The 22,850-nt window shown below is 72.7% G+C and carries 15 protein-coding genes and 1 pseudogene; 8 read left to right on the top strand and 8 right to left on the bottom strand.

The window, feature by feature from the left end:
• Positions 1-45: 45 nt before the first annotated feature.
• The 4 genes and pseudogenes from FHS37_RS39395 to FHS37_RS41055 all read left to right on the top strand — a co-directional run.
• A pseudogene (locus FHS37_RS39395) lies at positions 46-301 on the top strand (YciI family protein); the annotation flags it as partial.
• A gap of 66 nt (positions 302-367) precedes the next feature.
• On the top strand, positions 368-1,684 hold the full coding sequence (locus tag FHS37_RS16035; protein ID WP_184821667.1) for a tetratricopeptide repeat protein: 1,317 nt from the start codon (positions 368-370) through the stop codon (positions 1,682-1,684).
• Positions 1,685-2,277: 593 nt separating this feature from the next.
• Entirely contained in the window at positions 2,278-4,881 is a 2,604-nt protein-coding gene (gene rph / locus FHS37_RS16030; RefSeq protein ID WP_184821665.1) for a rifamycin-inactivating phosphotransferase, read from the top strand.
• Between the two features lie 486 nt (positions 4,882-5,367).
• Positions 5,368-5,709 carry an LLM class flavin-dependent oxidoreductase gene (locus tag FHS37_RS41055; RefSeq protein ID WP_375372306.1) on the top strand — a complete coding sequence of 114 codons (342 nt, stop codon included), beginning with the start codon at positions 5,368-5,370 and terminating at the stop codon, positions 5,707-5,709.
• Here FHS37_RS41055 and FHS37_RS16020 read toward each other — a convergent pair.
• Both FHS37_RS16020 and FHS37_RS16015 read right to left on the bottom strand, forming a co-directional pair.
• Positions 5,664-6,227: a GNAT family N-acetyltransferase gene (locus FHS37_RS16020; protein ID WP_184822144.1), complete on the bottom strand. Its 564-nt coding sequence runs from the start codon at positions 6,225-6,227 to the stop codon at positions 5,664-5,666. The two genes, FHS37_RS41055 and FHS37_RS16020, sit on opposite strands and share 46 nt — an antisense overlap.
• Before the next feature lie 228 nt (positions 6,228-6,455).
• Positions 6,456-7,964, bottom strand: a complete 1,509-nt coding sequence (locus tag FHS37_RS16015; protein WP_184821663.1) for a DUF4246 domain-containing protein — start codon at positions 7,962-7,964, stop codon at positions 6,456-6,458.
• 765 nt (positions 7,965-8,729) lie between these two features.
• On the opposite strand from FHS37_RS16015, the gene FHS37_RS16010 reads away from it, so the two are divergent.
• From FHS37_RS16010 to gap, 3 genes are all read left to right on the top strand, one after another.
• On the top strand, positions 8,730-9,629 hold the full coding sequence (locus tag FHS37_RS16010; protein WP_184821661.1) for an NAD-dependent protein deacetylase: 900 nt from the start codon (positions 8,730-8,732) through the stop codon (positions 9,627-9,629).
• A 134-nt stretch (positions 9,630-9,763) separates the two neighbouring features.
• Positions 9,764-10,720 (top strand): GlxA family transcriptional regulator, encoded by a 957-nt coding sequence (locus FHS37_RS16005; protein ID WP_184821659.1) that lies wholly within the window; start codon positions 9,764-9,766, stop codon positions 10,718-10,720.
• 107 nt (positions 10,721-10,827) lie between these two features.
• Positions 10,828-11,826: a type I glyceraldehyde-3-phosphate dehydrogenase gene (gene gap, locus FHS37_RS16000; RefSeq protein ID WP_184821657.1), complete on the top strand. Its 999-nt coding sequence runs from the start codon at positions 10,828-10,830 to the stop codon at positions 11,824-11,826.
• A 778-nt stretch (positions 11,827-12,604) separates the two neighbouring features.
• Here the strand turns inward: gap and FHS37_RS15995 are convergent.
• The 6 genes from FHS37_RS15995 to FHS37_RS15970 all read right to left on the bottom strand — a co-directional run bounded on the left by FHS37_RS15995 (position 12,605) and on the right by FHS37_RS15970 (position 21,368).
• Positions 12,605-13,720 carry a PP2C family protein-serine/threonine phosphatase gene (locus FHS37_RS15995; RefSeq protein ID WP_373304245.1) on the bottom strand — a complete coding sequence of 372 codons (1,116 nt, stop codon included), beginning with the start codon at positions 13,718-13,720 and terminating at the stop codon, positions 12,605-12,607.
• Between the two features lie 152 nt (positions 13,721-13,872).
• Complete coding sequence (locus FHS37_RS15990; protein WP_221499851.1) at positions 13,873-14,331, bottom strand: Fur family transcriptional regulator; 459 nt, start codon at positions 14,329-14,331, stop codon at positions 13,873-13,875.
• A complete protein-coding gene (locus tag FHS37_RS15985) occupies positions 14,328-14,750 on the bottom strand; it encodes an ATP-binding protein (protein ID WP_193474098.1) in 423 nt (140 codons plus the stop codon). Before FHS37_RS15985 ends, FHS37_RS15990 begins: the two co-directional genes overlap by 4 nt.
• Positions 14,751-15,438: 688 nt before the next feature.
• Positions 15,439-18,282, bottom strand: coding sequence for a poly(A) polymerase (locus tag FHS37_RS15980; protein WP_184821645.1), 2,844 nt, complete (start codon positions 18,280-18,282; stop codon positions 15,439-15,441).
• Entirely contained in the window at positions 18,282-20,021 is a 1,740-nt protein-coding gene (locus FHS37_RS15975; protein ID WP_184821643.1) for an RNA ligase family protein, read from the bottom strand. Before FHS37_RS15975 ends, FHS37_RS15980 begins: the two co-directional genes overlap by 1 nt.
• Before the next feature lie 357 nt (positions 20,022-20,378).
• Positions 20,379-21,368 carry an aldo/keto reductase gene (locus FHS37_RS15970; RefSeq protein ID WP_184821640.1) on the bottom strand — a complete coding sequence of 330 codons (990 nt, stop codon included), beginning with the start codon at positions 21,366-21,368 and terminating at the stop codon, positions 20,379-20,381.
• Positions 21,369-21,652: 284 nt separating this feature from the next.
• On the opposite strand from FHS37_RS15970, the gene FHS37_RS15965 reads away from it, so the two are divergent.
• Entirely contained in the window at positions 21,653-22,636 is a 984-nt protein-coding gene (locus FHS37_RS15965) for a hypothetical protein (RefSeq protein ID WP_184821639.1), read from the top strand.
• Positions 22,637-22,850 lie beyond the last annotated feature (214 nt).

The following is a 22,850-nucleotide window of genomic DNA, read 5'->3' as shown; positions in this document are numbered from 1 at the left end:
CACGCTCCTGCGAGCGTCGGGGGACGGGACGGAGAGGCTGCCCCTGAGGCCGGCGCGCGCCGGGACGTGATGCCGCGTCGGTGGCACAGCACGCTGGGACGCACGATGTGGGACTTCCCCGGCGGCCGGGCCGGCGGCAACCGCCACTTGGTGCTCGGCACGGGGCGGGCCGCCGACCCCGCCGTGCCGCCCGGCCGGGACGGGCTGGTCGCGTACGGGCCGGTGCCCGGACACGGCACGCGCTGTCCTGGCCCCGGACCGGCACGTCGACGTCGAGGTGCACGACTGGCAGTTCGGCTGACGGCCGTCCCGGGGCACCGAACAATGCAGTTGATGCCGTTTCCGGTCTCCGGAGAAGATCCTGGGCATGTTCTCGCGCAGGAATCGCCGCCCCACCTCCCCCGAACTGCTCAAGTCCTGGGACTGCCTCGACGCAGGTGACGTCCCCGGTTGCCTGCGGGAGCTGCGGCGGGCGACCGGGGCGCCCTTGGCGCAGGTCGCCCTCGTCGTCGGCCGGGCCGCCCTGACGACGGGATTCGACGACCTGCACGAGGCCGCCACGGCCGTGGCCAAGCATCCCGACCAGCCACGCGCTCTGTACGACTACGGGTACGCGTGCGTGGAGCGCGGCGTGTCCTACCTGGCGATACCCGCGCTGCGCGAGGCCCTGCGCCTGTCTTCCGGCTCCCCCACGGTGCTGCGGGAGCTGGTCTCGGCGTACGAGTCGGAGGGCCTGCACCGTGACGCCGCCGACGTTCTGCTCGCGCACGAGGGCGGCTTGTCCGACTGGCCGGACCGCTACCTGCTGGTCTTCAACGCCGTCCTGGCGGGTGACCTGGAGCTGGCCCGGCGTCAGCACGCTCTGCTGCCCGCCCCCGACGACGACATCTGGCTGGACGCCCGGGACCGGCAGAACCGCGTCCTGGAACGCGCCGCGCGTGCCGGCGCGTGCAGCCCGCTGGACGGCGCAGACCTGCGGGGCTGGCAGTACGTGATGGGTGGCACGGTGCTGGGCACGTGCTCCCCGTACGGCTACGACGCGGGGATGGCCGGCCGGTACGCCTGGCTCCAGGACACCCACGGCCAGTGCCTGCACGGCCTGCTGCGGCTGGAGTCGGTGCTCGCCGCCGCCGGCACGCGCCCGCGCTCGGTGTCCCTGCTGCCGGACCGCGGCAGCAGGATCCTGGGTCTGGCGGCCGCCGAGGTGCTCGGTCTCCCGGCGGAGCCCTTCGAGGCCGGTCGGCAGGACACCCTCGTCGTCGCCTACGACCTCAACGCGACCGCCGACGAGGAGCAGGGCCCCGAGATACTGGACCAGTTGTTCCACCGGACGCCCGGTCAGGTCCTGCACGAGCACGCGAGTTGCTGGACCGACCCGCCGGACGTCACCGCCGACAGCGTCACACTGCTCCACCAGTCGGTCGTGGCCCCGTGGGCGGCCGGCCTGCGGCAGGACGCCGACGGTGGCGTGGAGCCCGGGGAGCCCGACGAACGGCCGGAGGCCGAGATCGCCGCGGCGGTCGTGGCGGCCGACCCGACACCGGACGAAGGTGACGGACAGACGCCCGCCGACCCCGTCGAACGGCTCACCGACTTCGTCTCGGCCGTGCGCGACACGTGGCTGCGGGGTGACCGGGCCCGACTGCTGTCGTCCGGTCCGGTGGCGAGTTCGCGGTTCCTGTGACCGGGTCCGGCCCTCCCGTGCGCCGCTTCCGCGACGTCGTCCACGCCTGCGGGTGAGACCGACGCCCGTCCCGGGGCACGGCCGGGACCAGCTCCTCCACCGGCCCGGGCCCTGATCGCGCCATGCGCAGTGGCGTCGGCGCTTCATGGCCCGAAGAGCCGCGTGGCTGCTCGCTTCTTCGGGAACCACGGGGACGGGCGGGGTCGGGGGCTGTCGGCGATCAACGCCGCGTACGCCTGCGCGGCGTGCCACCGCGTCGCGAGAAGTCGTCGGATCCACGGCCGACAAAAGACAGAGGCAAGGAGGTCTCTCCTTGCCACTCTCAACGTATAGCACGCAGGGGGGCTTGCGGCAAGACCCGGGTCGCGGCGCAGAATCGTCGGCCAAGACCACAACCTGCGGAAATGGGGACACCACGTGCCTGGGTCGTTGTCGACGTACGGAGGGTACGGGCGCCTGCCGTCCGGCTCGTCGGAGGGAGGGCGGGCGAAGCCGAGAGTGCGCCCGACAAGGGGTTCGACGGAGCCGGGGACCCGGGTGGTTCGACCGGCTGGTGCAGTGCGACGGAGCTCGGCGGCCTCGGAGGTATCGCGATGACCGGACAGTACGTGCTGGATCTGCGAGCGGTCGACGAGGCACAGGTCGCGGTCGTCGGCGGCAAGGGCGCGCACCTGGGCGGGCTGTCGCGGATCGAGGGCATCCGTGTGCCGGACGGCTTCTGCGTGACGACGGACGCCTTCCGGCGGATCATGGCGCAAGCGCCGTCGGTCGAGGACCGGCTCGATGAGCTGTCGCGCTCGGACCCGGACGACCGGGAGGCCGTCCGCACGCTCAGTGCGCGGATCCGCCGGGCCGTCGAAGAGGTCGTCGTCCCGGACGATCTCGCGGCTGCGATCACCCGCGCACTCACCCGGCTCGGCGGGCGAGCCGCCTGCGCCGTCCGGTCCAGCGCGACGGCGGAGGACTCGCCGACGGCCTCCTTCGCCGGCCAGCAGGACACGTACCTGAACGTCACGGGGTCTTCGGCGATCCTCCGGCACGTCAGCCGGTGCTGGGCCTCGCTGTTCAGCGAGCGGGCCGTGACCTACCGTCAGCGCAACGGCATCGACCACCGCGCGGTCCACATGGCCGTGGTGGTGCAGAAGATGGTCTTCCCGCACGCGGCCGGCGTCCTGTTCACGGCCGACCCCGTCTCGGGCAACCGGAAGACCGCCACCGTGGAGGCCGGCTTCGGCCTTGGCGAGGCCCTGGTCTCCGGTCTGGTGAACCCCGACGTCTTCAAGGTGCGGCACGGCGAAGTCGTCGCCAGGACGATCGCCGCCAAACAACGTGCCGTACGCGCCCTGCCGGCCGGCGGTACCCAGGAAGTGGCGATCGACTCGCAGCGGCAGGAGCAGCCGACGCTGACGGATGCCCAGGTGGTGGAACTCGTGCAGCTCGGACGGCGGATCGAAGCGCGTTTCGGCTGCCCGCAGGACATCGAGTGGTGCCTGGCCGACGAGGGCTTCCAGATCGTCCAGAGCCGGCCGATCACGACGCTGTTCCCCGTCCCCGTCCCCGGGACCGGCGACCGGGAGAACCACGTCTACCTCTCCGTCGGTCATCAGCAGATGATGACCGACCCCATGAGGCCCCTGGGGCTCTCCGTGTGGCAGCTGACGTCCATGGCGCCGATGCACGAGGCCGGCGGGAGGCTGTTCGTCGACGCCACCCCGCGCCTGGCCTCGCCCGCGGGCCGCGCCGGCCTCCTGGACATCGTGGGGAGATCCGATCCGCTGACCAGGGACGCGCTGGAGACCGTCCTCGACCGCGACGACTTCGTCCCGTCCCTCCCGGACGCGGGCCCCGGCGGGCCGCCGGCCGGCGGCGCCTCCGCCCCGATCGAGACCGACCCGGCCATCGTCAAGGAGCTGATCGAGCACAGCCGGGCGTCCATCGCCACCCTGAGGCGTGACATTCGGACGAAGACCGGGCCGGAGCTGTTCGACTTCCTGCTGGAGGCCTTCGAGGAGCACAAGCGAGTCCTCGGCAGTCCCCTGAGCATGCAGGTGATCACGGCGGGGATGGAGGCCACGTGGTGGCTCAACGACAAGCTGCAGGAATGGCTGGGCGAGAAGAACGCGGCTGACACGCTCACGCTGTCCGCCCCCGACAACATCACGTCGGAGATGGGACTGGCGCTGCTCGACGTCGCGGATGTCATCCGTCCGCATCCGGAGGTGACGGCGTTCCTCCAGGGCGTCGAGGACGAGGACTTCCTGGACGGGTTGGCGAAACTCCCGGGCGGGACCGAGGCGCGCGACGCCATCGAGGCCTACCTCGACCGGTACGGCATGCGCTGCGTCGGCGAGATCGACATCACGAGACCGCGTTGGCGCGAGCGCCCCGCCGCTCTCGTGCCCGCGATCCTCGACAACGTCAGGAACTTCGAACCGGGCGCCGCCGCGCGGCGCTTCGAACGAGGGCGGCAGGAGGCGCGGAAGAAGGAGCAGGACGTGCTGTCACGCCTGCGGGCCCTGCCGGACGGGAAACGGAAGGCCGACCTGACCAAGCGGATGATCGACCGGGTCCGGACCTTCATCGGATACCGGGAGTACCCGAAGTACGACATCGTCAGCCGCTCCTTCGTCTACAAGCAGGCCCTCCTGGAAGAGGCCGAGCGCCTCGTGCGGGCCAACGTGCTTCCCGAGAAGGAGGACGTCTTCTACCTCACGTTCCAGGAGTTCCACGACGTCGTGCGCTCGCACCGGGTGGACGAACGGCTCATCCAGCGGCGCAAGGACGCGTTCCGGTCGTACCACGCGCTCACACCGCCCCGGGTGCTCACGTCGGACGGCGAGGCCGTCACCGGGGCGTACCGACGCGACGACGTGCCGGCCGGTGCCCTGATCGGCCTACCGGTCTCCGCCGGAACCGTCGAGGGAAGGGCCCGCGTCATCCATGACATGGCGGAGGCCGATCTCGAGGCGGGCGACATCCTGGTCACGACCTACACGGACCCCAGCTGGTCGCCCCTGTTCGTCGGAATCACGGGCCTGGTGACGGAGGTGGGCGGTCTGATGACCCATGGCGCGGTCATCGCCCGGGAGTACGGCTTGCCGGCCGTCGTGGGCGTGGACCAGGCCACCCGGCTGATCCGGGACGGGCAGCGGATCCGCGTGCACGGAACCGACGGGTACGTCGAGATCCTGCCGTGACCGACCACACCCGGAAGGCTCATCCGCGGCTTCCGGCTGAGGGCTCGCAGGGAATCGACACGCTGGTTCTCCGCAAGTCCCGAGAGGTTCCTGGTGAGCCCTTCCCTGCTCGGTGAGGCGGGTGACGAACGCGCTGCGGCCGTCGGCCTCCTCCTGTGTCAGGACCAGCCGGGGCATCCCCGTCCCCGTCCTCATCCGGGCGGCGACGCCCGCTTCTCGCAGACGGGCGCAACCGCGGATCCGGTGCCCGGGCACCGCCGGTCCTTCCGTCCGAGTGGCGCACGGGCCGCGACTGCGCCGGTGCCCTCCTCCGCGCGCGTCGGCTGCCGGAGTCCGTCCGTGCGGAGATCGGCTACAAGCTGGCCTCGGAGGCCCGCGGCCCGGAGGAGCTCGGCCGCCAGGCGGTAGGCGCGGAAGCCGCGGCTTCGGCTTCGGCTTCGGCGAGACGAGCGGCCACTTCCGTCCGCGGCTGGACGTCCAGGGCCGGTGACCGGAGTGACGTGTCCGACCGTCCGCCACCACCCGGCGGTCGTCGCGCAGGCCTCCGCGGCCCTGGCCCTGGTCTCCGGTGGCCGTTTCGTCCTCGGCGTGGGTTCCGGCGAACGCCTCGACGGCCACGTCGTCGGACTGGAAGACGCGCGAGCCCTCGACCTGCCGGAGAAGCCTCCGCTGACCGCCGTGGCCGCCGGCGGTTCAGGTCCCGGCCGCGCCGAAGCGCCCACGGCACGGGGGCACGCCGAACAGACCCCGCGAAGGCGGCGGGCCCCGGGGCGTGGCAGTGGTCAGCCTCGCCGACGGAGGTCCAGCATGCAGAGGACCTTGTCGTAGCGGCGTTCGCCGACGGCGACGAAGTCCGGCAGACGGCCGTACTCGGTGAAGCCCAGCGACTGGTAGAGGTGCAGGGCGTTGGTGTTGTCGCCACGGACGTCCAGGGTGAGGACCTCGATGCCCGCCTCCCTGGCGTCAGCGATCAGGGCAGCGGCCAGCGCCCGGCCGACACCACGGCCATGGGCAGCGGCGTCCACCGCGATCTTTTCCAGATCGGCGTGTGGCCGATGGGTCGGCCGGTCGTAACGGAGCCAGTACCCCACCCCGACGAGCCGGCGGTCGAGGTAAGCAGCACGCAGGGCCCCGTCCCCGGCCTGCACCGCAGAGACGACACGGCCGAGAAGTTCCGCCACCTCGTCCCGCGAGGGCGGTTCGGTCCAGCCCAGCGCGGCACCTCCGCCGACCAGGTCCGCCAGGATCCGGTGGACCGACTCGGCGAACCGGGCCTCCAGCTCCGGATCGGAAGTCAGCTCTCCGGTGTCGAGGACGGCGGGCTCCGCGGCCGCGCCTCTGGTCATGGCTGGGTTCATGACCGGCAGCCTAGCCTCGAACTCTCGTGGCGGTCCGTCGGCGAAGTCGGCGGACCGTTCCGCGTTCCGTGGCTGATGAGGGGCGGGCCGGCGGCCCGACTGTCGCATCGGGCGGGCGCCGTGCTCCACAGCCCGGGGCAGGGTCGGAGGCGACCCGGCCCGTCGTCCGGACCGTACTCACCTTCCTGACCTGCACGTGTTCAGGACAGAAGGAGTTCAGTGCTCGCAGAGGGAGAATTCTCGTTCGTAGAGCTGCTCGTTGTGTTCGTCGACGAAGAACTTGCGTTCCTGCATGAGTTGTTCGCGGTACTCCTTGGCCTGTTCGAGCGTCATGGTCGAGGTGTCGGACCACGGTTGCTGCGGTGGCACATCGGATGTCGAGACGATCTTTTCCGACGGGTCGACCAGGAAGAACGCGAGAATCTTGCGGTGTCCCGGGCGGGTGGGGTCCATGAGGCGGAACGAGCCGACACGGTGCTGCAGGATGTTCGGGAACGCCAGGCAGCGGCCCGCCGGGGTCGACACCGATCCCAGCACCTGGTTCAGTGCGTCTTCGTCCTCCAGACCGTAGACCTCACGCAGGCCGTTGTCGTCGTTCTGTTCGTAGTCCGGGTCGTCGAGTGCCGCCCGGAAACCCAACCGGCTTTCGGTGATGTTCTCGCTGTCCCAGTAATAGATTCCGGTCGAGACGATCCGCTCGTTCAACATCCCCTCGACATGCCAGGAACCGCCGGGGTACTCGGGCTTGTCCGGGGTGAGGTGAATGGTGGCGAGCTTGACGATGACCTGGAGACGGCGGCCGCGCAGGTCGACTCGGTCGGACTCACCGGGCAACTCGGGCGGGGTGAAGACCGGGGCGTCCGGGATGACCGGGCGGCGGTTCTCCCACCAGTCGTCCTGGGCCTCTTCCCACGCACGGAGGGCCTCTGCGTAGGCCTCGTCATCGCTGTAGGAGGATTTGACCGGGTACTCCGGCTCCGAGTCGTACCATCCGAAAGGATCGGCCTCGATCCTCGGGGGCCGCGGACGGCGCAGATCGGTGAGCACGTTCTCCAGCAGCGGGCGCAACCGCGCGAACAATTCCGGCAGGACGGAGGCCAGTTCGCGATGCGTCTCGGGGTGGACGTTGTTGACGTACGAACGGAAGGCGACGTCGCCGTCGTCACTGACGTCGACGTCCGTGGGCAGCCACTGGAACTTCTCCGAGAATTCGTACCTCGAGTAGCGGTTCGTCGGGTTCCGCCAAGCCCGCTCGGGCTCGCCGCTCACCCCTCTCACCAGACAGAAAAGCGAGGGATGAACCAGGTCCAGCACCTGGCCGTCGGATCCGGGATGCCAGTCCTGTTCTGCTTCGGGGACCTGCTCCAGAACCCGAACCGCCTCACGCAGCCGGGATCTGAGCTTGTCGTCGACCAGTGTGTCCGCCTGCCACACCCCGTCGACCGCTGACACCTCGATACCGGTTCGTCCGTCCCGCAGCGCGGCGTAATGCAGGAGTTCGGCAAGCACGTAACGAACCTGCGCTTCGGTGAGGCCCTGGGCGACCGCTTCTTGCTTCCACTTGGCGACGATATCGGCATCGTTCATCTTGTCGAACCACCCCGGCTTCGCCCGAATGTGTGAGCTGCACTGCATCATCTGAAGCTCCCGCAGCGTTCGGGGTGTCGCGAACGATATGGAACGGGAAGCATGAAAGGGCAGCGGGAAAGCAGACAGGCCGGTCAATTCTCCTGGTCCTCCCGGTCGGTGTGCGGTGGCGGGAAGGATACTTCAGCGGACTGACACCGCAGCCGTGGTCCCTGCCGTCGCTGGTCCGGGAGCCAGGACTTTCGACGTGGTCCCGCGATGCCCGGTTCGTGCTCGTCCGAGGCCGAGGAGCGCGAGGGGAGGCGGGGTTGCGGGCGTTGCGGCGCAGGCCGATCGTGATGTCCTTCGCTCCGGCCGCGCGGAGGGCCCCGGCGGGTCCGGAGCCTGCGTCCGGCTGTGGGCGGCCTGTCGTACCGTCACGGGCAGTGAGAGCAGGGGGAGGCGGATCCCGGGCACAGGAAGCCCGCGGCCGCGGCTGATCGTGGCCGTTCCCCACGCACCTTGATCACCTGGGCACATCCCGCTTGGACGACAGTGAGCAGGACCTGGGCGAAGGGTCCTGTCGTGTCACGCCCCCACGCTTCGGGGTGCTCATGCCCGTGTACGCGGCAACGTGCTGAATCCGGAGTTCGGTCCCGGCGCTTCCGGGATCCCGGCCGATGAGGTCCGGGCATGGGACGGTCCGCTTCCCCGGGAGGCGCGGGCGGTACCGCGTGACGCGACGGACGGAGCGGAGGAGGCGGCCGGCCGGACGCCGTCCGAGCCGCTCCCGGGCCCGCCGGGCGACGACACGGTCCTGGTTCCGGCCCGCGTCCGCCACCGGACCCCGGGCCCGCCCCGATCCGTGCCCCCGCCCGCGTCGACGAGGGCCGCGCAGAGCGGCCGGTTCCGTACCCTGGCGGCATGCGCATGCGCCCCACTCTGAGCTGGACGCCCCCCGAGGACCTGCCTCCGGGCACCACCGACCTCGGGCCGGTCACCGACGCGCTGGGGGCCGGCGGTGTGCTGGTACTGAGCGGGGCGGGCATCTCCACCGAGTCGGGGATTCCCGACTACCGGGGTGCGAACGGGAGCCTGAACCGGCACACGCCGATGACGTACCAGGAATTCGTCGCCAGTGCCCGGGCTCGGCGCCGGTACTGGGCGCGCAGTCACCTCGGCTGGCGCGCGTTCGGCCGCGCCCTGCCCAACGCGGGGCACCGGGCCGTGGCCGCGCTCGGAGCGCACGGTCTGCTCTCGGGTGTGATCACCCAGAACGTCGACGGCCTGCACCAGGCCGCCGGCAGTGAGGACGTCGTGGAACTCCACGGAAGCCTCGCCCGGGTCGTCTGCCTCTCCTGCGGCGCGTTCCGTACGCGTCGGGAACTCGCCCGGCGGCTGGAGGAGGCCAATCCGGGGTTCGATCCGGTGGCCGCGGGGATCAACCCGGACGGCGACGCCGATCTCACCGACGAACAGGTCGGGGACTTCCGCGTGGTGCCCTGCACGGTCTGCGGCGGCATCCTCAAACCGGACGTGGTGTTCTTCGGGGAAGCCGTCCCGCCGGGGCGCGTCGAGCTCTGCCGCACGCTGGTCCGCGAGGCTTCCTCGCTCCTGGTCCTGGGCTCCTCGCTGACGGTGATGTCGGGGCTCCGGTTCGTCCGCCAGGCGGCCCAGGCCGGGAAGCCGGTCGTCATCATCAACCGGGACCCGACCCGCGGCGACAGGCACGCCCACGCCCGGGTCGCGCTCCCCCTGGGCGCGGCCCTGACCGCCGTGGCCGACCGGCTGGGCATTGCCGTCGACGGCGGCGCGGTGGACTGAGCGAGACGCCGAACCGGCGGCGGGGGCCGGGCAAGGCAACCGCCGAGCCGTACGCCTGGGCGGTGCCGTCCTGCGGAGGTCCTCCTTGAGCGCGGGTTGGGCGTACCGAAGTCACGCCACGTAGCCTCTTCCCCGTGCCAGCCTCCCGCCTGCATCGCGTCGCCGTCCTCGTGCTCGAGGGTGCCAAGCCGCTCGACGTCGGCATTCCCGCGCAGGTTTTCACGACCCGCGCGAGCATGCCGTACGAGGTGCGGGTGTGCGGGGCGACGCCCGGTCTCGTGACCGGCGGCGACGGCCTCGCGTACCACGTCGCCCACGGTCTCGACGCGCTCGCGTGGGCCGACATCGTCTTCGTCCCCGGCTACCGGTTCCCGGACCGCGACGACCCGCCGCAGGCCGTCGTCGACGCGCTGATCGCCGCCCACGCTCGGGGCGCGCGGCTCGCCGCCATCTCGACGGGCGCCTTCGCGGTCGCCGCCACGGGCCTGCTCGACGGCAGGCGCGCCACGACGCACTGGCACTACACGCGGGCACTCGTAACCAGGCATCCACTCGTCCGGGTCGACGAGAACGTGCTGTTCGTCGACGAGGGCAGCGTGCTCACCTCGGCCGGCGCCGCCTCCGGCATCGACCTGTGCCTGCACATCCTGCGCGGCGACCTCGGAGTGGCCGCGTCCAACCACGCGGCCCGCCGCCTGGTCGCGGCCCCCTACCGCAGCGGCGGCCAGGCCCAGTACGTGCCGCGCAGCGTCCCCGAGCCGCTCGGCGAGCGGTTCGCCGCCACCCGCGAGTGGGCGCTGCACCGGCTCGGCGAGCCCCTCACCCTCGACACACTGGCGCGGCAGGCGGGGGTCTCGCCGCGCACGTTCTCCCGGCGCTTCGTCGCGGAGACCGGCTACACGCCGATGCAGTGGGTGATGCGTGCCCGCATCGACCTGGCCCGCGAACTGCTCGAGCGCTCGCAGCGCAGCGTCGAACAGATCGCCGCCGATGTCGGCCTCGGCACCGGCGCGAACCTGCGCCTGCACTTCCAGCGCATCCTCGGCACCACACCGACCGAGTACCGGCGCACCTTCACCCGGGGCGAGTGACCCCTCCGGCACCGCGTGGCGGGATCCTTTTGAACCATGGCGATCCCGCCACTGTCAGCGGCGCTGACCGCAGGCGAGTCTGGTGGCGAGAGGAAGGGACATCACTCATGACTCGCATCGCCGTCAACGGATTCGGCCGCATCGGACGCAACGTGCTGCGCGCCCTGCTGGAGCGCGACAGCGCCCTGGAGATCGTCGCCGTCAACGACCTGACGGAGCCCGCCACGCTCGCCCGGCTGCTCGCCTACGACAGCACGGCCGGCCGGCTCGGACGTCCGGTGACCGTCGACGGGGACGTCCTCGTCGTCGACGGCCGCCGGATCACGGTGCTGGCCGAGCGCGAACCGGCGCGGCTTCCGTGGGCCGACCTCGGCGTCGACATCGTCCTGGAGGCCACCGGCCGCTTCACCTCGGCCAAGGCCGCCCGCGCCCACCTCGACGCGGGCGCGAAGAAGGTGCTCGTCAGCGCGCCGTCGGACGGCGCCGACGTCACGCTCGCGTTCGGGGTCAACACCGACGCCTACGACCCGGACGTGCACACGATCGTCTCGAACGCCTCCTGCACCACCAACGCGCTCGCACCGCTGGCCAAGGTGCTCGACGAACTCGCCGGCATCGAGCACGGATTCATGACGACGGTGCACGCCTACACGCAGGAGCAGAACCTGCAGGACGGTCCGCACCGCGACGCCCGTCGCGCCCGGGCCGCCGGCGTCAACATCGTGCCGACCACGACCGGCGCCGCCAAGGCGATCGGCCTGGTGCTGCCGAACCTCGACGGCAAGCTGTCGGGCGACTCGATCCGCGTACCGGTGCCGGTTGGCTCGATCGTCGAACTCAACACGACCGTCGCCCGCGACGTGACGCGCGACGACGTGCTGGCGGCGTACCGCGCCGCGGCGGAGGGACCGCTCGCCGGCGTCCTCGAGTACTCGGACGACCCGCTCGTGTCGTCCGACATCACGGGCAATCCCGCCTCGTCGATCTTCGACTCGGCCCTCACCCGCGTCGACGGCCGCCACGTCAAGGTGGTCGCGTGGTACGACAACGAGTGGGGCTTCTCGAACCGCGTGATCGACACGCTCGAGTTGCTCGCCACCCGCTGACCGGACGCCGGGACGGCGGCCCCGTCTTCGGCGACCGTTCCGCCCGACACTTCCCTCGAGCGCTCCGGTCGGACCGACCGGAGCGCTCGAGGCACAGAAGCGGGGTCGTCCGGCTTGCCGTCAGGAGACCCCGGTGCCCCGGTCAAGTCCGCAACCGGGCGGAGACGGACGACAGGGCCGGAGAGTTCCGACGTGGCCGCCGGCGCCCCGTGGCGATCACGGTGACGCCCACCGGCATGACCGACCGGGGCGCCGCCCGCGAACTGCCCTGACGCCTTCGCCCACCCAACCGCGGATCGTCCGGATCCGGGCCGACTCCGCCCACGCCGGGCGAGCCGCGACCGCCCGGACCCGGGGTGCCCCGACTGCCGAGTGCACCACCCGGGACGCCGGCCGGCCCGGGACGCGGCCGCGGACGCACCCCGATCTGCGGCGGACCCGCCCGCGTCCGCTGGTGCCGCACCCGTCCCCGACGCGCTCGGTGAGCGGGTGGGGCCGCGGCAGAAGCAGGCGATCCCGGCCGCGGGCGGCGTTGTGCGGGCTCGCGGCAGAGCGAGGACGCGGCGACCGGGGCGGCCGGCGGGCGGGCGCAGTGCCGGTGGGGCAGCACGGCACGGAAGGAGGGCGGGGCACCCGGGACGGGAGGGCCGGCGGGCGGGAGAGGCTCGGGAGGGATGCGGAGGGCGTCGCCCACCCGGGCGCGGGCCGTCGTCTGCCTGCCCCCGCGGAAACGGTCGGCGCCCTGCGGAGTCCGGCCCCCGTCGGTCCGAAGAGCGAGCTACCGCTCCGGGGCCCCGGTGTGCCGGCGGCGCACGGCGAGGGCCGCGATGTCGTCGTCGAGCCTTCCGCCCGCGTAGTGGAGCAGGTCCGCGTGCAGCCGGTCCAGCAGCTCACGGGGCGGCGCCTGGTGGTGCCGCCGCGCCCAGTCCGCCAGCGGGAAGAACTCGCCGGCTCGGTCACGGGTCTCCGTCACTCCGTCGGTGTAGAGCAGCATCCGGTCCCCCGGGACGAAGGCGGCGGTGTCCACGTAGTAGTGGTCTCCCAGGAGCGCCGAGAGATTGAGGGGGGTCGAGGCGAGGGTGGGCTCGAGGACCTGGATCTCCGCGCCGCGCACGAACACCGGCGGCGGGTGCCCGCAGTTGAGGATTCTGACGTGCCCGCTGCCGTGCGGGATCTCGGCGATCAGGGCGGTGGCGAAGTGCTCCGCCTGATCATCGGCGGGGACCGCGGCGCTGTAGCGGGAAATGGTGATCTGGAGCCGACGGACGATGGCCCTGATGTCGGGCTGGTCGTACGCGTTCTCCCGGAAGCAGTTGATCACCGCGGAGGCGGCCCCCACCGCCGACAGGCCCTTGCCGCGCACGTCGCCGATGAGCAGCCGGACTCCGTACGGCGTGTCGACGGCCTCGTAGAAGTCGCCTCCGATCCGGGCCTGCTCCTGGGCCGCCAGATACAGCGACTCGATCTCGACGTCCCGGACCCGGCGCGGCAGCGGCCGCAGCAGCACCTTCTGAGCCGCGTCGGCGACGAGCCGGACCTGGAAGAGCGTCTCCTCCCGCTGGAGTCGCAGATGGCTCGCGTATGCGGCCGCCGAGGTGACGGCGATGATCGCGGCGGCCGTGTACGGCGTCCCCAGATCGGAGTAGACGAAGCTGAGGCCGATCATGATCAGCAGGCAGAAGGTCCCCAGCAGGACCGTCGGGAGCACGGGCCACAGTGCGGCGGCGAGGGCGGGCGCCGCGGGCAGCAGGCGGCTGAAGGCGATCTCCCTCGGAGTGGAGAGCGCCAGGCCGGCGATGAAGACGGTGACGATCACCGGTGACAGCAGCACGGCTTCCCGCTGGCCGCCACTGCTCGGACGATGGCGGCGCCAGAGCCTTCCTGAGCTGATCACAAAAGGGATCCTATCGGGATGATGCGGACATCGATCCGCGACAGCGCAGGTACTCGTGTCCGGTGATCAGCCGCTCGTACGGTTCTCCGGCACGGTCGGACGGCAGCGCACGGGCCCTCCTCGCACGTCGTGGGACCACGGGGGCGGGTTCGTCAGGGAACCGGCGTCGCGGCCCGGCAGCCGGGGCACAGGCCCCAGAACGTGACCGCGGCCTCCTGGGTGTCGTATTCCTCCGGCAGCCGTGGCTCCATGCAGGGGGCCGCGCCCACCACGCACTCCACGTCGCGGATGGAGCCGCAGGCGCGGCACACGAAGTGGTGGTGGTTGTCGTGGCGCTCGGTCTCGTAGCGGGTGGGGTGACCCGCGATCTGGGTGGATCGGACCAGACCGGCGTCCGTGAGGGCGCGCAGCACGTTGTAGGTGGCCTGCAGGGACAGGCGGCCGGTGACCCGCTGGGCGCGCTCACGCAGGGTCTCGGCGTCGAGGTGGCCGCCCGAGTCGGAGACGGCCGTCAGCACCGCCATGCGCGGAGCGGTCACTCGCATACCCGCCGCACGCAGCCGTTCGGCGGCCAGCGCCATCGGTTCATCGGCCGTGCCGGAGGTCGTCATGCCGCCTCGCCCTCCGTGTCACCGTCGAGACGGGGTGCGCAGGGGTCGCCGGAGAGCTCGAACCACACGCTCTTGCCCTCGGGCCCGCCCTCGCAGCCCCACCGCGCGGCCAGCATGTCCACGAGGACGAGTCCGCGACCGCTCTCGTCCTCCGGGCCCGCATCGGCCGGGCGTGGAAGGTCCGCGGTGCCGTCGCTGACCAGACAGCGAAGGTCGGACACCCGCTCGAGGGTGAGGCACAGCGGGCCGGAGGCGTGCCGCAGTGCGTTGCTCACCAGTTCGCTGACCAGCAGCTCGGCGGTCGGTACGAGGTCCTCCAGACCCCACTGCGGCAGCACGTCGCGTATGACGGTCCTCGCCGAGGAGCAGGCGGTCGGCGACCACGGCAGGGACCAGGGCCCACCCACGAACGATTCCACGCGGGTCCCTGCCGCCGCACCGGACGGCAGGGCGGCAGTCGGCCGCTGAGGGCCGGGGACGGCCACATCGGTGATCGTTCCACTCGGAAGGGTCTTCCGGGGAGCTGTGCGATCCATGAGAGGGCGCTTTCGAGGACGGTTGCAATCTCCCTCACGACCGTACGCCTTTTCTTGAATCGGTCAAGTGTCTGGATTCTGCCCTTTTTCAGGATCCGGCACGGTTTCCGGTGCACCCCCGCGGCCGCCGCCCCGCGATGTCAGCCGGACGGGGTGGCGGCCTGCGGCAGGGGCGCGGGTCCGGGCGGACAGGACTCGGCCGGGACGACGTTCTCGCCGCCGCGGACCCGGTCGCCGTTGACGTTCGGGGTGGTCGTGTGACAGCCGTCCGACGGCCGTCGAAGGTGATGGCGGAGGCGTTCGGCGCGGTCCTCCAGCGCATGGTCCAGCGGGCCGGGCCCTTGCCCGCAGGATCGTGCCTGTCACGGCCGAGGTGGTCGGTGGCTCCGCCCTCGCCGGTCATCGGCGCATGCTCCATGATCGGGAGTCGCACCGGACGATTCACAGGCTCCAGCCCGTCCGGGGCCGCCCGCTGCACGGGTGAAGCCGCCACCGCACCGGCATGGCGCGAGGCCGAACCCGTCGGCTCGCGGACCTCACGCGACCGGCCTGCTGCGGGAACCGTCCCCCGTCAGCGCAGGGTCGGTACGGTGCCGCACTCCGCCCACGTGACGTCGACCCCGCGCAGGCCCCTGCCCCACTCTCCGGAGATCTCCGCGAGCCGGGCAGCGCCGGGCGGGGTGCGGCCGAGGCCGATCGCGTACCGCGCGGACCCCGGCCCGGTCCCGAACGGGCGGGGCCAGGCGTGCGCGTCCGCCGCTCCGGCCTCCTCCAGAGCGGTGAGCAGCGCTCGCAGGCGCCCCCGGACGCGCCCCAGAGTCTCCTCGAACTCCTCGGCGGGGACCGGGCGTACGGTCAGGACCGCCCAGGCCGCGTGCCGTCGGTGCAGGGAGGGCGGCGACAACAGCTCGGGCCAGGGGTCCGTGTCCGCGTCCGCTGCCGTTTCCAGGACGGTCCAGGCACGGTAGAGCTCGTCGGTGAGCAGGTCCCGGAAGCCGGCGCTGACCTGCCCGGTGCAGCTGCGGACGGGATCAGTGGGCGTCATGAGTACCACGGGCGTGTGCGGTCCCGTTCCGGTGGGCGTGAGGCCGACCGGGTCCCGCCAGTCCCAGGCGGCCCAGGTGCCGAAGAAGTGGCGGAGCAGGTCCGGAGCGGCCGCGTCCGCGGCCTCGCGCGTCGTACGGGCCGCGAGCACCGACCAGGCCAGGCCGGGCAGTCCGCCGAAGGGGGCCGAGTCGAGGCCGCGCGCCCCGGCCCACGCTTTCACCTGTCCGGCGAGCCGGGCGAAAGCGGTGTGGTGGTCGCCTACCGCGGCCCGTACCGCGTCCGCGTCGCTCACCGCGCTCAGGGCGACCGCCGCCGCCTCGTCCAACTCGGTGCGGCGGTCCACCGCTTCGCCGGGGTCGAGCGTTCCGGTGGCGACGACGACCAGGTCGACGTCCAGACCGCCGGTGCGCAGCCGCAGGCCCGGCGTCCGGGCACCGGTCACCTGCCGCACCCGGGTGCCGTCCGGCAGCGCGGCGGTCACCCGTGCCCGGACGTCGGCCAGGTCGACGCTGCCCGGCAGCGCCGCGACCAGGTCCAGGTCCGCTCCGGCCAGGGCGCAGCCCATGCGCCGTGATCCGACGACGTGGACGACTCCCTCACCCAGCGCCGCGGAGATGCGCCGCGCCGTCCTGCGCGCCAGGGCGGCCCGGGCCTCGCCCTCCGCGGCCGGCTCGGTGACGGCGGGGCCAGGGGTGTCGGGCAGCCACCGTACGTCGCCCGTTCCGAGAGCGATCGTGGCGCGCGGACGCATCGGTTCGTCGCCCCGGCGGGAGAGCAGGACCAGCTCCCCCACCTGTGCCGACGTGCCGCCGAGCCGGGCGGCGCACGCGGCGGCGAGGCGCTGGGGGTCCCTCGTCCGGCCCAGGGTGAGATGCGGGGTGAAGCCCTCGGCTCGCCCGCGGCAGCGCGGAAAGCGCTCCCCCAGAGCGCGGTGCAGCCCTGCCCACGGTGCTTCGCCGGCCGCCGCCGGGTCGAGCCAGACGGTGGCACCGTCCCGGTGCCCGAAGGTGTGCACCCCGTCCAGCCGGGCGGTGAAGGCCGCCGTGCCGGCCGCCGCTTCGGCCAGCAGCGGGGCGGCTTGCTCGAAGTCGGACTCCGGCACGAACCCGAAGAGCAGATTGACGTGCGGCGGCCAGCGGTGGAACTGCGGATCGTGCTCCTGGCGGATGCCCTGGAGCGTCGGCCACAGCTCCCGGGGAGGTATCCACGCCAGCGCGGTGCGGGCTGTCGGCCGGGCGTCGAGGACATCCGCGGACTCGGTACCGCTCGGCTGGAGGTCCGCCCCCACACCGTAGTGGTCCGAGAGGTACAGCCCGTCCGCCGCGGGCGAGTCACCCCGCAGGAACGCCCCGGTCGCCCGCAGCCGCCCCGCGCGCAGAAAGATCCGGTCCAGCCGGGAGGCCCGGCCGGACAGCGAGGACACCGCGGCCAGCGGATTGGCGCCCGGGTCGAAGGTGGGCGTCCGGTCGCCGGGCCCGTGGACCTCCGTCCAGGCGTCCCGCAGCCCGAGCGCGGCGGCCGGTCCGTCGCCGCCGTCGTTGAAGTCACCGACCAGGACCAGATCGCCGTCCACGCCGCCGAGTCCCTCGGCGAGCCGGTCCAGTTCGGCCTGCCGCCGGGCCGGACCGTTGCGGGAGTGGTCACTGCTCAGATGGGTCGTGGCCACCACGAGTGGACCGGAGCCGGTCTCCACGGTGATGGCGGTGACGGCCTTGCGCGGTCCGAGTTCGTGCCGCCCCGCCTCCCGTACGGGCAGCCGGCTGAGCAACAGCAGCCCGCTGTCCTCGATGTCCTTCCCTCCCGGATCGGCGCCCAGGGTGTAACCGGCGCGGACCCAGGGCGTCCGCAGCAGCAGGGCGAGCAGACCGGCTTCGACCTCCTGGAGCGCGATGACGTCCGCGTCGGCCTCCTCCAGGGCCGCGAGCAGCAGGGGGCGGCGCCGGGCGGTGTCGATGCGGTCGCTGTCGTACCGGTCCCACAGCGTGTTCCAGGTGAGTACGCGCAGACCTCCCGCGCTCGGCGCGGTCGTCCGGGGCGCGCCGTCCGTGGGCCGCCACCCCTTGGCCGGTTCCCACGCGCAGGGCGTCCCGGCGGTGAAGAAGGGCGCCCGCAGCAGACGCGGGTACCGCACCCGGCCGGCGTCCGACGTGCCGATGCGGTCCACACCGGTGGCACGGTCCCAGACCAGCTCGCCGTCCGCCTCGACGAACAGCACCCGGTGCCACGGAACGTCGCCGCCGGGTACGAACGAGGGCAGCGGGACCCGCTTGGGGGCGGCACCGCGCTGGGCGATCCCCAGCACGAACCGGGCCGGATCGAACCGCGGGTCCCAGCGGACCCGGTGATAGACCTCGTCACTCGTGCGCATCACGCCTCTCCTCCGTCCACGGCGCCGCCCAACGCGCCCTCGGTGTCATCGACGGTTCCGCCCGCTCCGACGTACCAAGTGCGGTGGGCCTCGCCCGGGTAGGGCGGGACGAACCGGCGCAGCTGCGAGGCGAGCGCCCCGGGCGGCAGCGGGTGAGCACGCCCCTCGTTGCGCCGTGCCAACTCCTCCTCGTCGACCAGCACGACCACCTGAGTGACCAGGGCGTCACGCCGCCGTGCCACCCCTCGCACCAGGGAACGCTGGTGCCGGTTGAGGGACGTGGCGTCCCACACCACGGTCCCACCGCCGGCCAACGCCGAGTCGAGCCGGCCCAGGCCCTCCCTCAGGACGTCCTCATTGGCCCGCTGGTCGGCCCGGGAGCCCCGGGCCTGGCGCAGATCGTCGAGGGAGACGCACGAGTCGGTCCGGGGAAGGCCTCCGGCGAAGGTGCTCTTTCCGCTGCCCGACGGCCCGACCAGGTGGACCAGCCGGGGGAACGCCCCGGAACGCCACCGCCAGCTCACCGCCACCGCCTCGTCGACGGTGGAGACCCGCCCTTCGGCGAACGCTTCCCGCGCCTCCGCCCAGCACCGGTCGGCGGCAGCGGAGCCGAGGCCGGCCAGGGCGTCCCGCAGCCCGGCCCGCAGCGGCTTCAGCGGCGATGCGCCGAGCAGCCCGGCGTCCTCGGCGTGCAGCGCCGACCACTCGACCTGTTCACGGGCCTCGGCGGTGTGCGCGACCGCCCCTGCGACCGCGTGGAGCACCCCCGGGTCGACGGCGAGGGCGATGCGCACCAGACCGGTCCGGCGGTCGCCGTCCGGGTACGGGCGCTGAAGCCTTGGGGCCAGTCCGACCAGGTCCGCGATGCGGCGGGCGCTCCGCATGCCCAGCGGCCCCGCGAGGCGGGGCCCGAGCCACGCCCGGCGCGTGCTGTGGAGCATCGCGGCCAGGACGCCCTCCAGTCGTGCGTCCCCGGACCGGCCCAGCACGTCCAGTCTCGCGGACACATCGGCGACGGCGGCCTCGGCGGCGGCCGGATCCTCCGGGGCGACGCCCAGCGCGGCCGACAGCGACGGCACGTCGGCGGCCGCCCCCGAACGCACCGCCCACAGCGCGGCGCTCGGGCCCAGGGCGTTCTCCGCGACGGCGGCGTGCATCCAGTGCGCATCGGTTCGAACGTGTCGTGCGCGCACCCACTTGGCCACCCGCCGCCCGAACTCCTGCCGGTCGAACCCCTCGACGGTGCGTACGACGTAGCCCTCCTGGCGCACGGTGTCCAGCCGCAGCGCACGCAGCGCACGCTCGTCGAAGACACCCCGCCACAGCACCTGCGGCACCGGAACCCCCAGCCGCCGCAGGAACCGGACCGTCCGGTCCCAGTCCAGGCAGCGGTCGCCGCCGTCCCAGACGGAGAACCCGTAGAACCAACTCTCCAGGTCCTCGTACGCGATCGAGTGCCGCGCGAAGAGGTTCTCGCCGCACACCCGCCAGCCCCGTGGGATCCCCGCGCCGATCCGCCCCTGCAGGCTCTTCACCCACGCCCGCGAGGGGTGGTGCGCAGAATCCAGTGACCGGGCGTGAAGCCCGTCGGCGTAGAGGGTGGTGTTCTCCCCGTCGAGCTTCTCGGTGACCACGACCTCGCGGCCGCGCAGCCCGGACAGATCACCGGCTCGTATGTCGTCCGGGGCCGCCCCCGGCGACCACGGGAGATGGGGCGTACGGGGGTAGGGCACACGCATGATCCGCTTTTCGTGACGAGGTCGGGTCCGGTCACCGTACGAGCCCGACGGGAGCGGATCCACCGAATAACCGTCGACCGAGCAGGGAGCCGATCGCCTCCCCTCGTGGCCGCCCCCAGGGCCGTGAACGATGTGGTGGGGCCCGGCTGTGTGGCCACGTCCTCGTTGGACGCACCGGTGGCGCGCGCCAGGACGGTCCGGCACCGCGAAGCCCACGCCTGCGGCGTGGAACGGCGCCGCACCCGTCCCTCCGGCACGGCCCGTTCCTCGTCCGACAGGATCGCCCCGGCCTCCGGCCGCCCGGTACGCGCCACCGGGCGACCCGACACGTCCGGACGGGATCCCTGACGCGGAGGACTAGCGATCGACGGCTCGCATCCCCGCCTCGTCATACCGCTCGCCCGCCGCCTCGGGCAGCTCCGCATCGATGCGGGTCAGGTCGTCCGCGGTCAGCTCGATGTCGACCGCGGCGGCGTTCTGTTCCAGGTAGGTGCGGCGCTTGGTGCCCGGGATCGGCACCAGGTCCTCGCCCCGGGCCAGCACCCAGGCGATGGCCAACTGGGCCGGGGTCACGTCCTTCTCGGCGGCGATCTCCTTCACCTTCGCCGCCAGCCGGAGGTTCGCCTCCAGGTTGGCGTCCTGGAAGCGCGGGTTCTCGCGGCGCCAGTCGTCGGCGTCCAGCTCGTCCGGCGAGGTGAACCGCCCGGCGAGGAAGCCGCGGCCGAGCGGCGAGTACGGCACGAAGCCGATGCCCAGCTCCCGGCAGGCGGGCAGCACCTGGGCCTCCACGTCCCGTGACCACAGCGAGTACTCGCTCTGCACCGCGGTGATCGGGTGCACGGTGTGGGCACGCCGGATGGTCTCCGCGCTCGCCTCGCTCAGCCCGACGTGCCGCACCTTGCCCTCGGCGACCAGCTCGCCCAGCGCGCCGACCGTCTCCTCGATGGGTACGTTCGGGTCGACCCGGTGCTGGTAGTACAGGTCGATGTGGTCGACCCCCAGGCGTTCCAGGGAGCCGTGGACCGAGCTCCGGACGTGCGCGGCCGAGCCGTCCTGCGGGCCGACCGTGCTGATGTCGCCCGGTACGGCGTCGTCCATCCGGTAGTTGAACTTCGTCGCGATCACGTACTCGTCGCGACGCCCCCGGATCGCCTCGCCGACGAGCGACTCGTTGGTGAGCGGTCCGTACACCTGCGCGGTGTCGAGGAAGTTCACCCCGAGGTCGAGGGCGTGCCGGATGGTCGCGATCGCCTCCTCCCGGTCGGCGGATCCGTAGAAGGCGGACATGCCCATGCACCCCAGGCCGACGGCCGATACCCGGAGGTCCCGCAGGCTGCGCTTCTGCATGCCGTGTCCCAGCCTTTCCCTGCACGCTCGTTCGTCGTTCGGACGGCACGAAGCCCTTCATCCATCTAGCGACGAATTCCGCCGTCCGGCATCTCGTGAGAGGTATCGGGCGGCACGTGCTCCGTGCACCGTGGTGTCTGCGACGCCACGACCTGGAGCGCGCTCCGGCGCACGTCGACCGTTCAGGCGGGCCGGCAACCGGCCGGGAGCCCGGACAGGCGGGGCGGGAAGGACGAGAGCCACCCGTGCACCACGGCCGGGCTTTTCCATGATAGGTACGATCCGTGCCACACCGGGAGAATCGGAACGCTGGGGGTTCCCGCGAGGACCCCTCTCCTGAACGCCCACTGCTGGCGTCGGTCGTCACCGATCCCGGGCGCCTCCCCGAACTCCTCGCCGACTTCGCCGTCCGCCGCATCGGTCCGGCCGTGCCCGGGACAATCGCCCGGCTCCGGCGGAAGCACCCCGACGCCACCGAGGCGGAGCTCCGGGCCCTGGTGGTCGCCCGCGGCCGTCGGACCGTCGTGTCGGAGGGATCCTTCGTGGGCGGCCCGTTCCTCGTGCTCGTCCCCGTGGCGTTCTGCGCGGCACTGCTCCGCCAGGCACGCACGGTCCTGGAGCTGGCCGCCCTCGACGGCCGCGACCCCACGGCGAGCGCTCGCGCCGGTGAACTCCTCGTCCTCCAGGGCGCGTACAAGGACATCCGGCAGGCGCAGGAGGCACTCGCCCGGACGGGACGCACCGCCGACACGCCCTCCCGGTGGAAGCGGTGGAGGGCCCTGTGGGACGTCACCCTGCGCATGGCCCACCTCCTCGGCATGCTCACGCCAGGCGACGAGAGCCAGGACGCGGGCCGGCGCGTACGGCGGATCGCCGTCCAGACCTGGCGGTGGCTGCTCCTCGGCACGGTCCTCCTGGTCGGGCTGGTCGCCCCTCTCGTCTGGCTCCCGTACATGGCGGTGACCTACCAACGCGCCGACGCCCGCCTGGCACACCGCGTTTTCGCCTACTACTTCGCCGGCGCCGCGCCCGCCCCGCGCCACCGGGTCTCCCGTCCCGAACCGGAAGTGGCGGCGGCCGCGCTCCGCGCGTTCCTCTCCCTCCTCGTGCCGCTCGTCCTGACCGCCGTGACCTTCCTGACCGGCCTGCGCATCGCCGACAGCCACTGGCCGGTCCTCTGCATCGCCCTGGCCGCGGCGTCCGCCGCGATCGGCGCGCTCTGGTACCGACGCCGCCGGCGCCCTCGACCGCCCTCCTCCGACGAATGACCGCTCAGCGTGCGGGGCGGCCCCGGTGCTGATCGCTCGCTTCCCGTCCTTCCCTTGCGGTCACGCGCCGTCGGGGCCGCTCTCTCCGGGCCGGCCCACCATGGAGCGGAGGGGGAGGCCTCCTCCGTGAGGGGGGCGCGCAGCGGCGGACCGCCGTCTGCTCCGCCCGGCTCACCCGCCGGGCGGGCGGCCTGCAACCGGCGTCCCCGAGCGG

Origin of the sequence: Streptomyces griseomycini, assembly GCF_014203535.1 — a bacterium.
GTDB lineage: Bacteria > Actinomycetota > Actinomycetes > Streptomycetales > Streptomycetaceae > Streptomyces > Streptomyces griseomycini.
Note: the sequence above shows the minus strand (reverse complement) of the source record. Positions and strands in the feature narration are given on the sequence as shown.

Bases quoted from the DNA above. Each gene is read 5' to 3' on its own strand.
- FHS37_RS16035 (WP_184821667.1), top strand. From the start codon at position 368: ATGTTCTCGCGCAGGAATCGCCGCCCCACCTCCCCCGAACTGCTCAAG.
- rph (WP_184821665.1), top strand. From the start codon at position 2,278: ATGACCGGACAGTACGTGCTGGATCTGCGAGCGGTCGACGAGGCACAG.
- FHS37_RS16020 (WP_184822144.1), bottom strand. From the start codon at position 6,227: ATGACCAGAGGCGCGGCCGCGGAGCCCGCCGTCCTCGACACCGGAGAG.
- FHS37_RS16010 (WP_184821661.1), top strand. From the start codon at position 8,730: ATGCGCATGCGCCCCACTCTGAGCTGGACGCCCCCCGAGGACCTGCCT.
- gap (WP_184821657.1), top strand. From the start codon at position 10,828: ATGACTCGCATCGCCGTCAACGGATTCGGCCGCATCGGACGCAACGTG.
- FHS37_RS15990 (WP_221499851.1), bottom strand. From the start codon at position 14,331: ATGACGACCTCCGGCACGGCCGATGAACCGATGGCGCTGGCCGCCGAA.
- FHS37_RS15980 (WP_184821645.1), bottom strand. From the start codon at position 18,282: ATGCGCACGAGTGACGAGGTCTATCACCGGGTCCGCTGGGACCCGCGG.
- FHS37_RS15975 (WP_184821643.1), bottom strand. From the start codon at position 20,021: ATGCGTGTGCCCTACCCCCGTACGCCCCATCTCCCGTGGTCGCCGGGG.
- FHS37_RS15970 (WP_184821640.1), bottom strand. From the start codon at position 21,368: ATGCAGAAGCGCAGCCTGCGGGACCTCCGGGTATCGGCCGTCGGCCTG.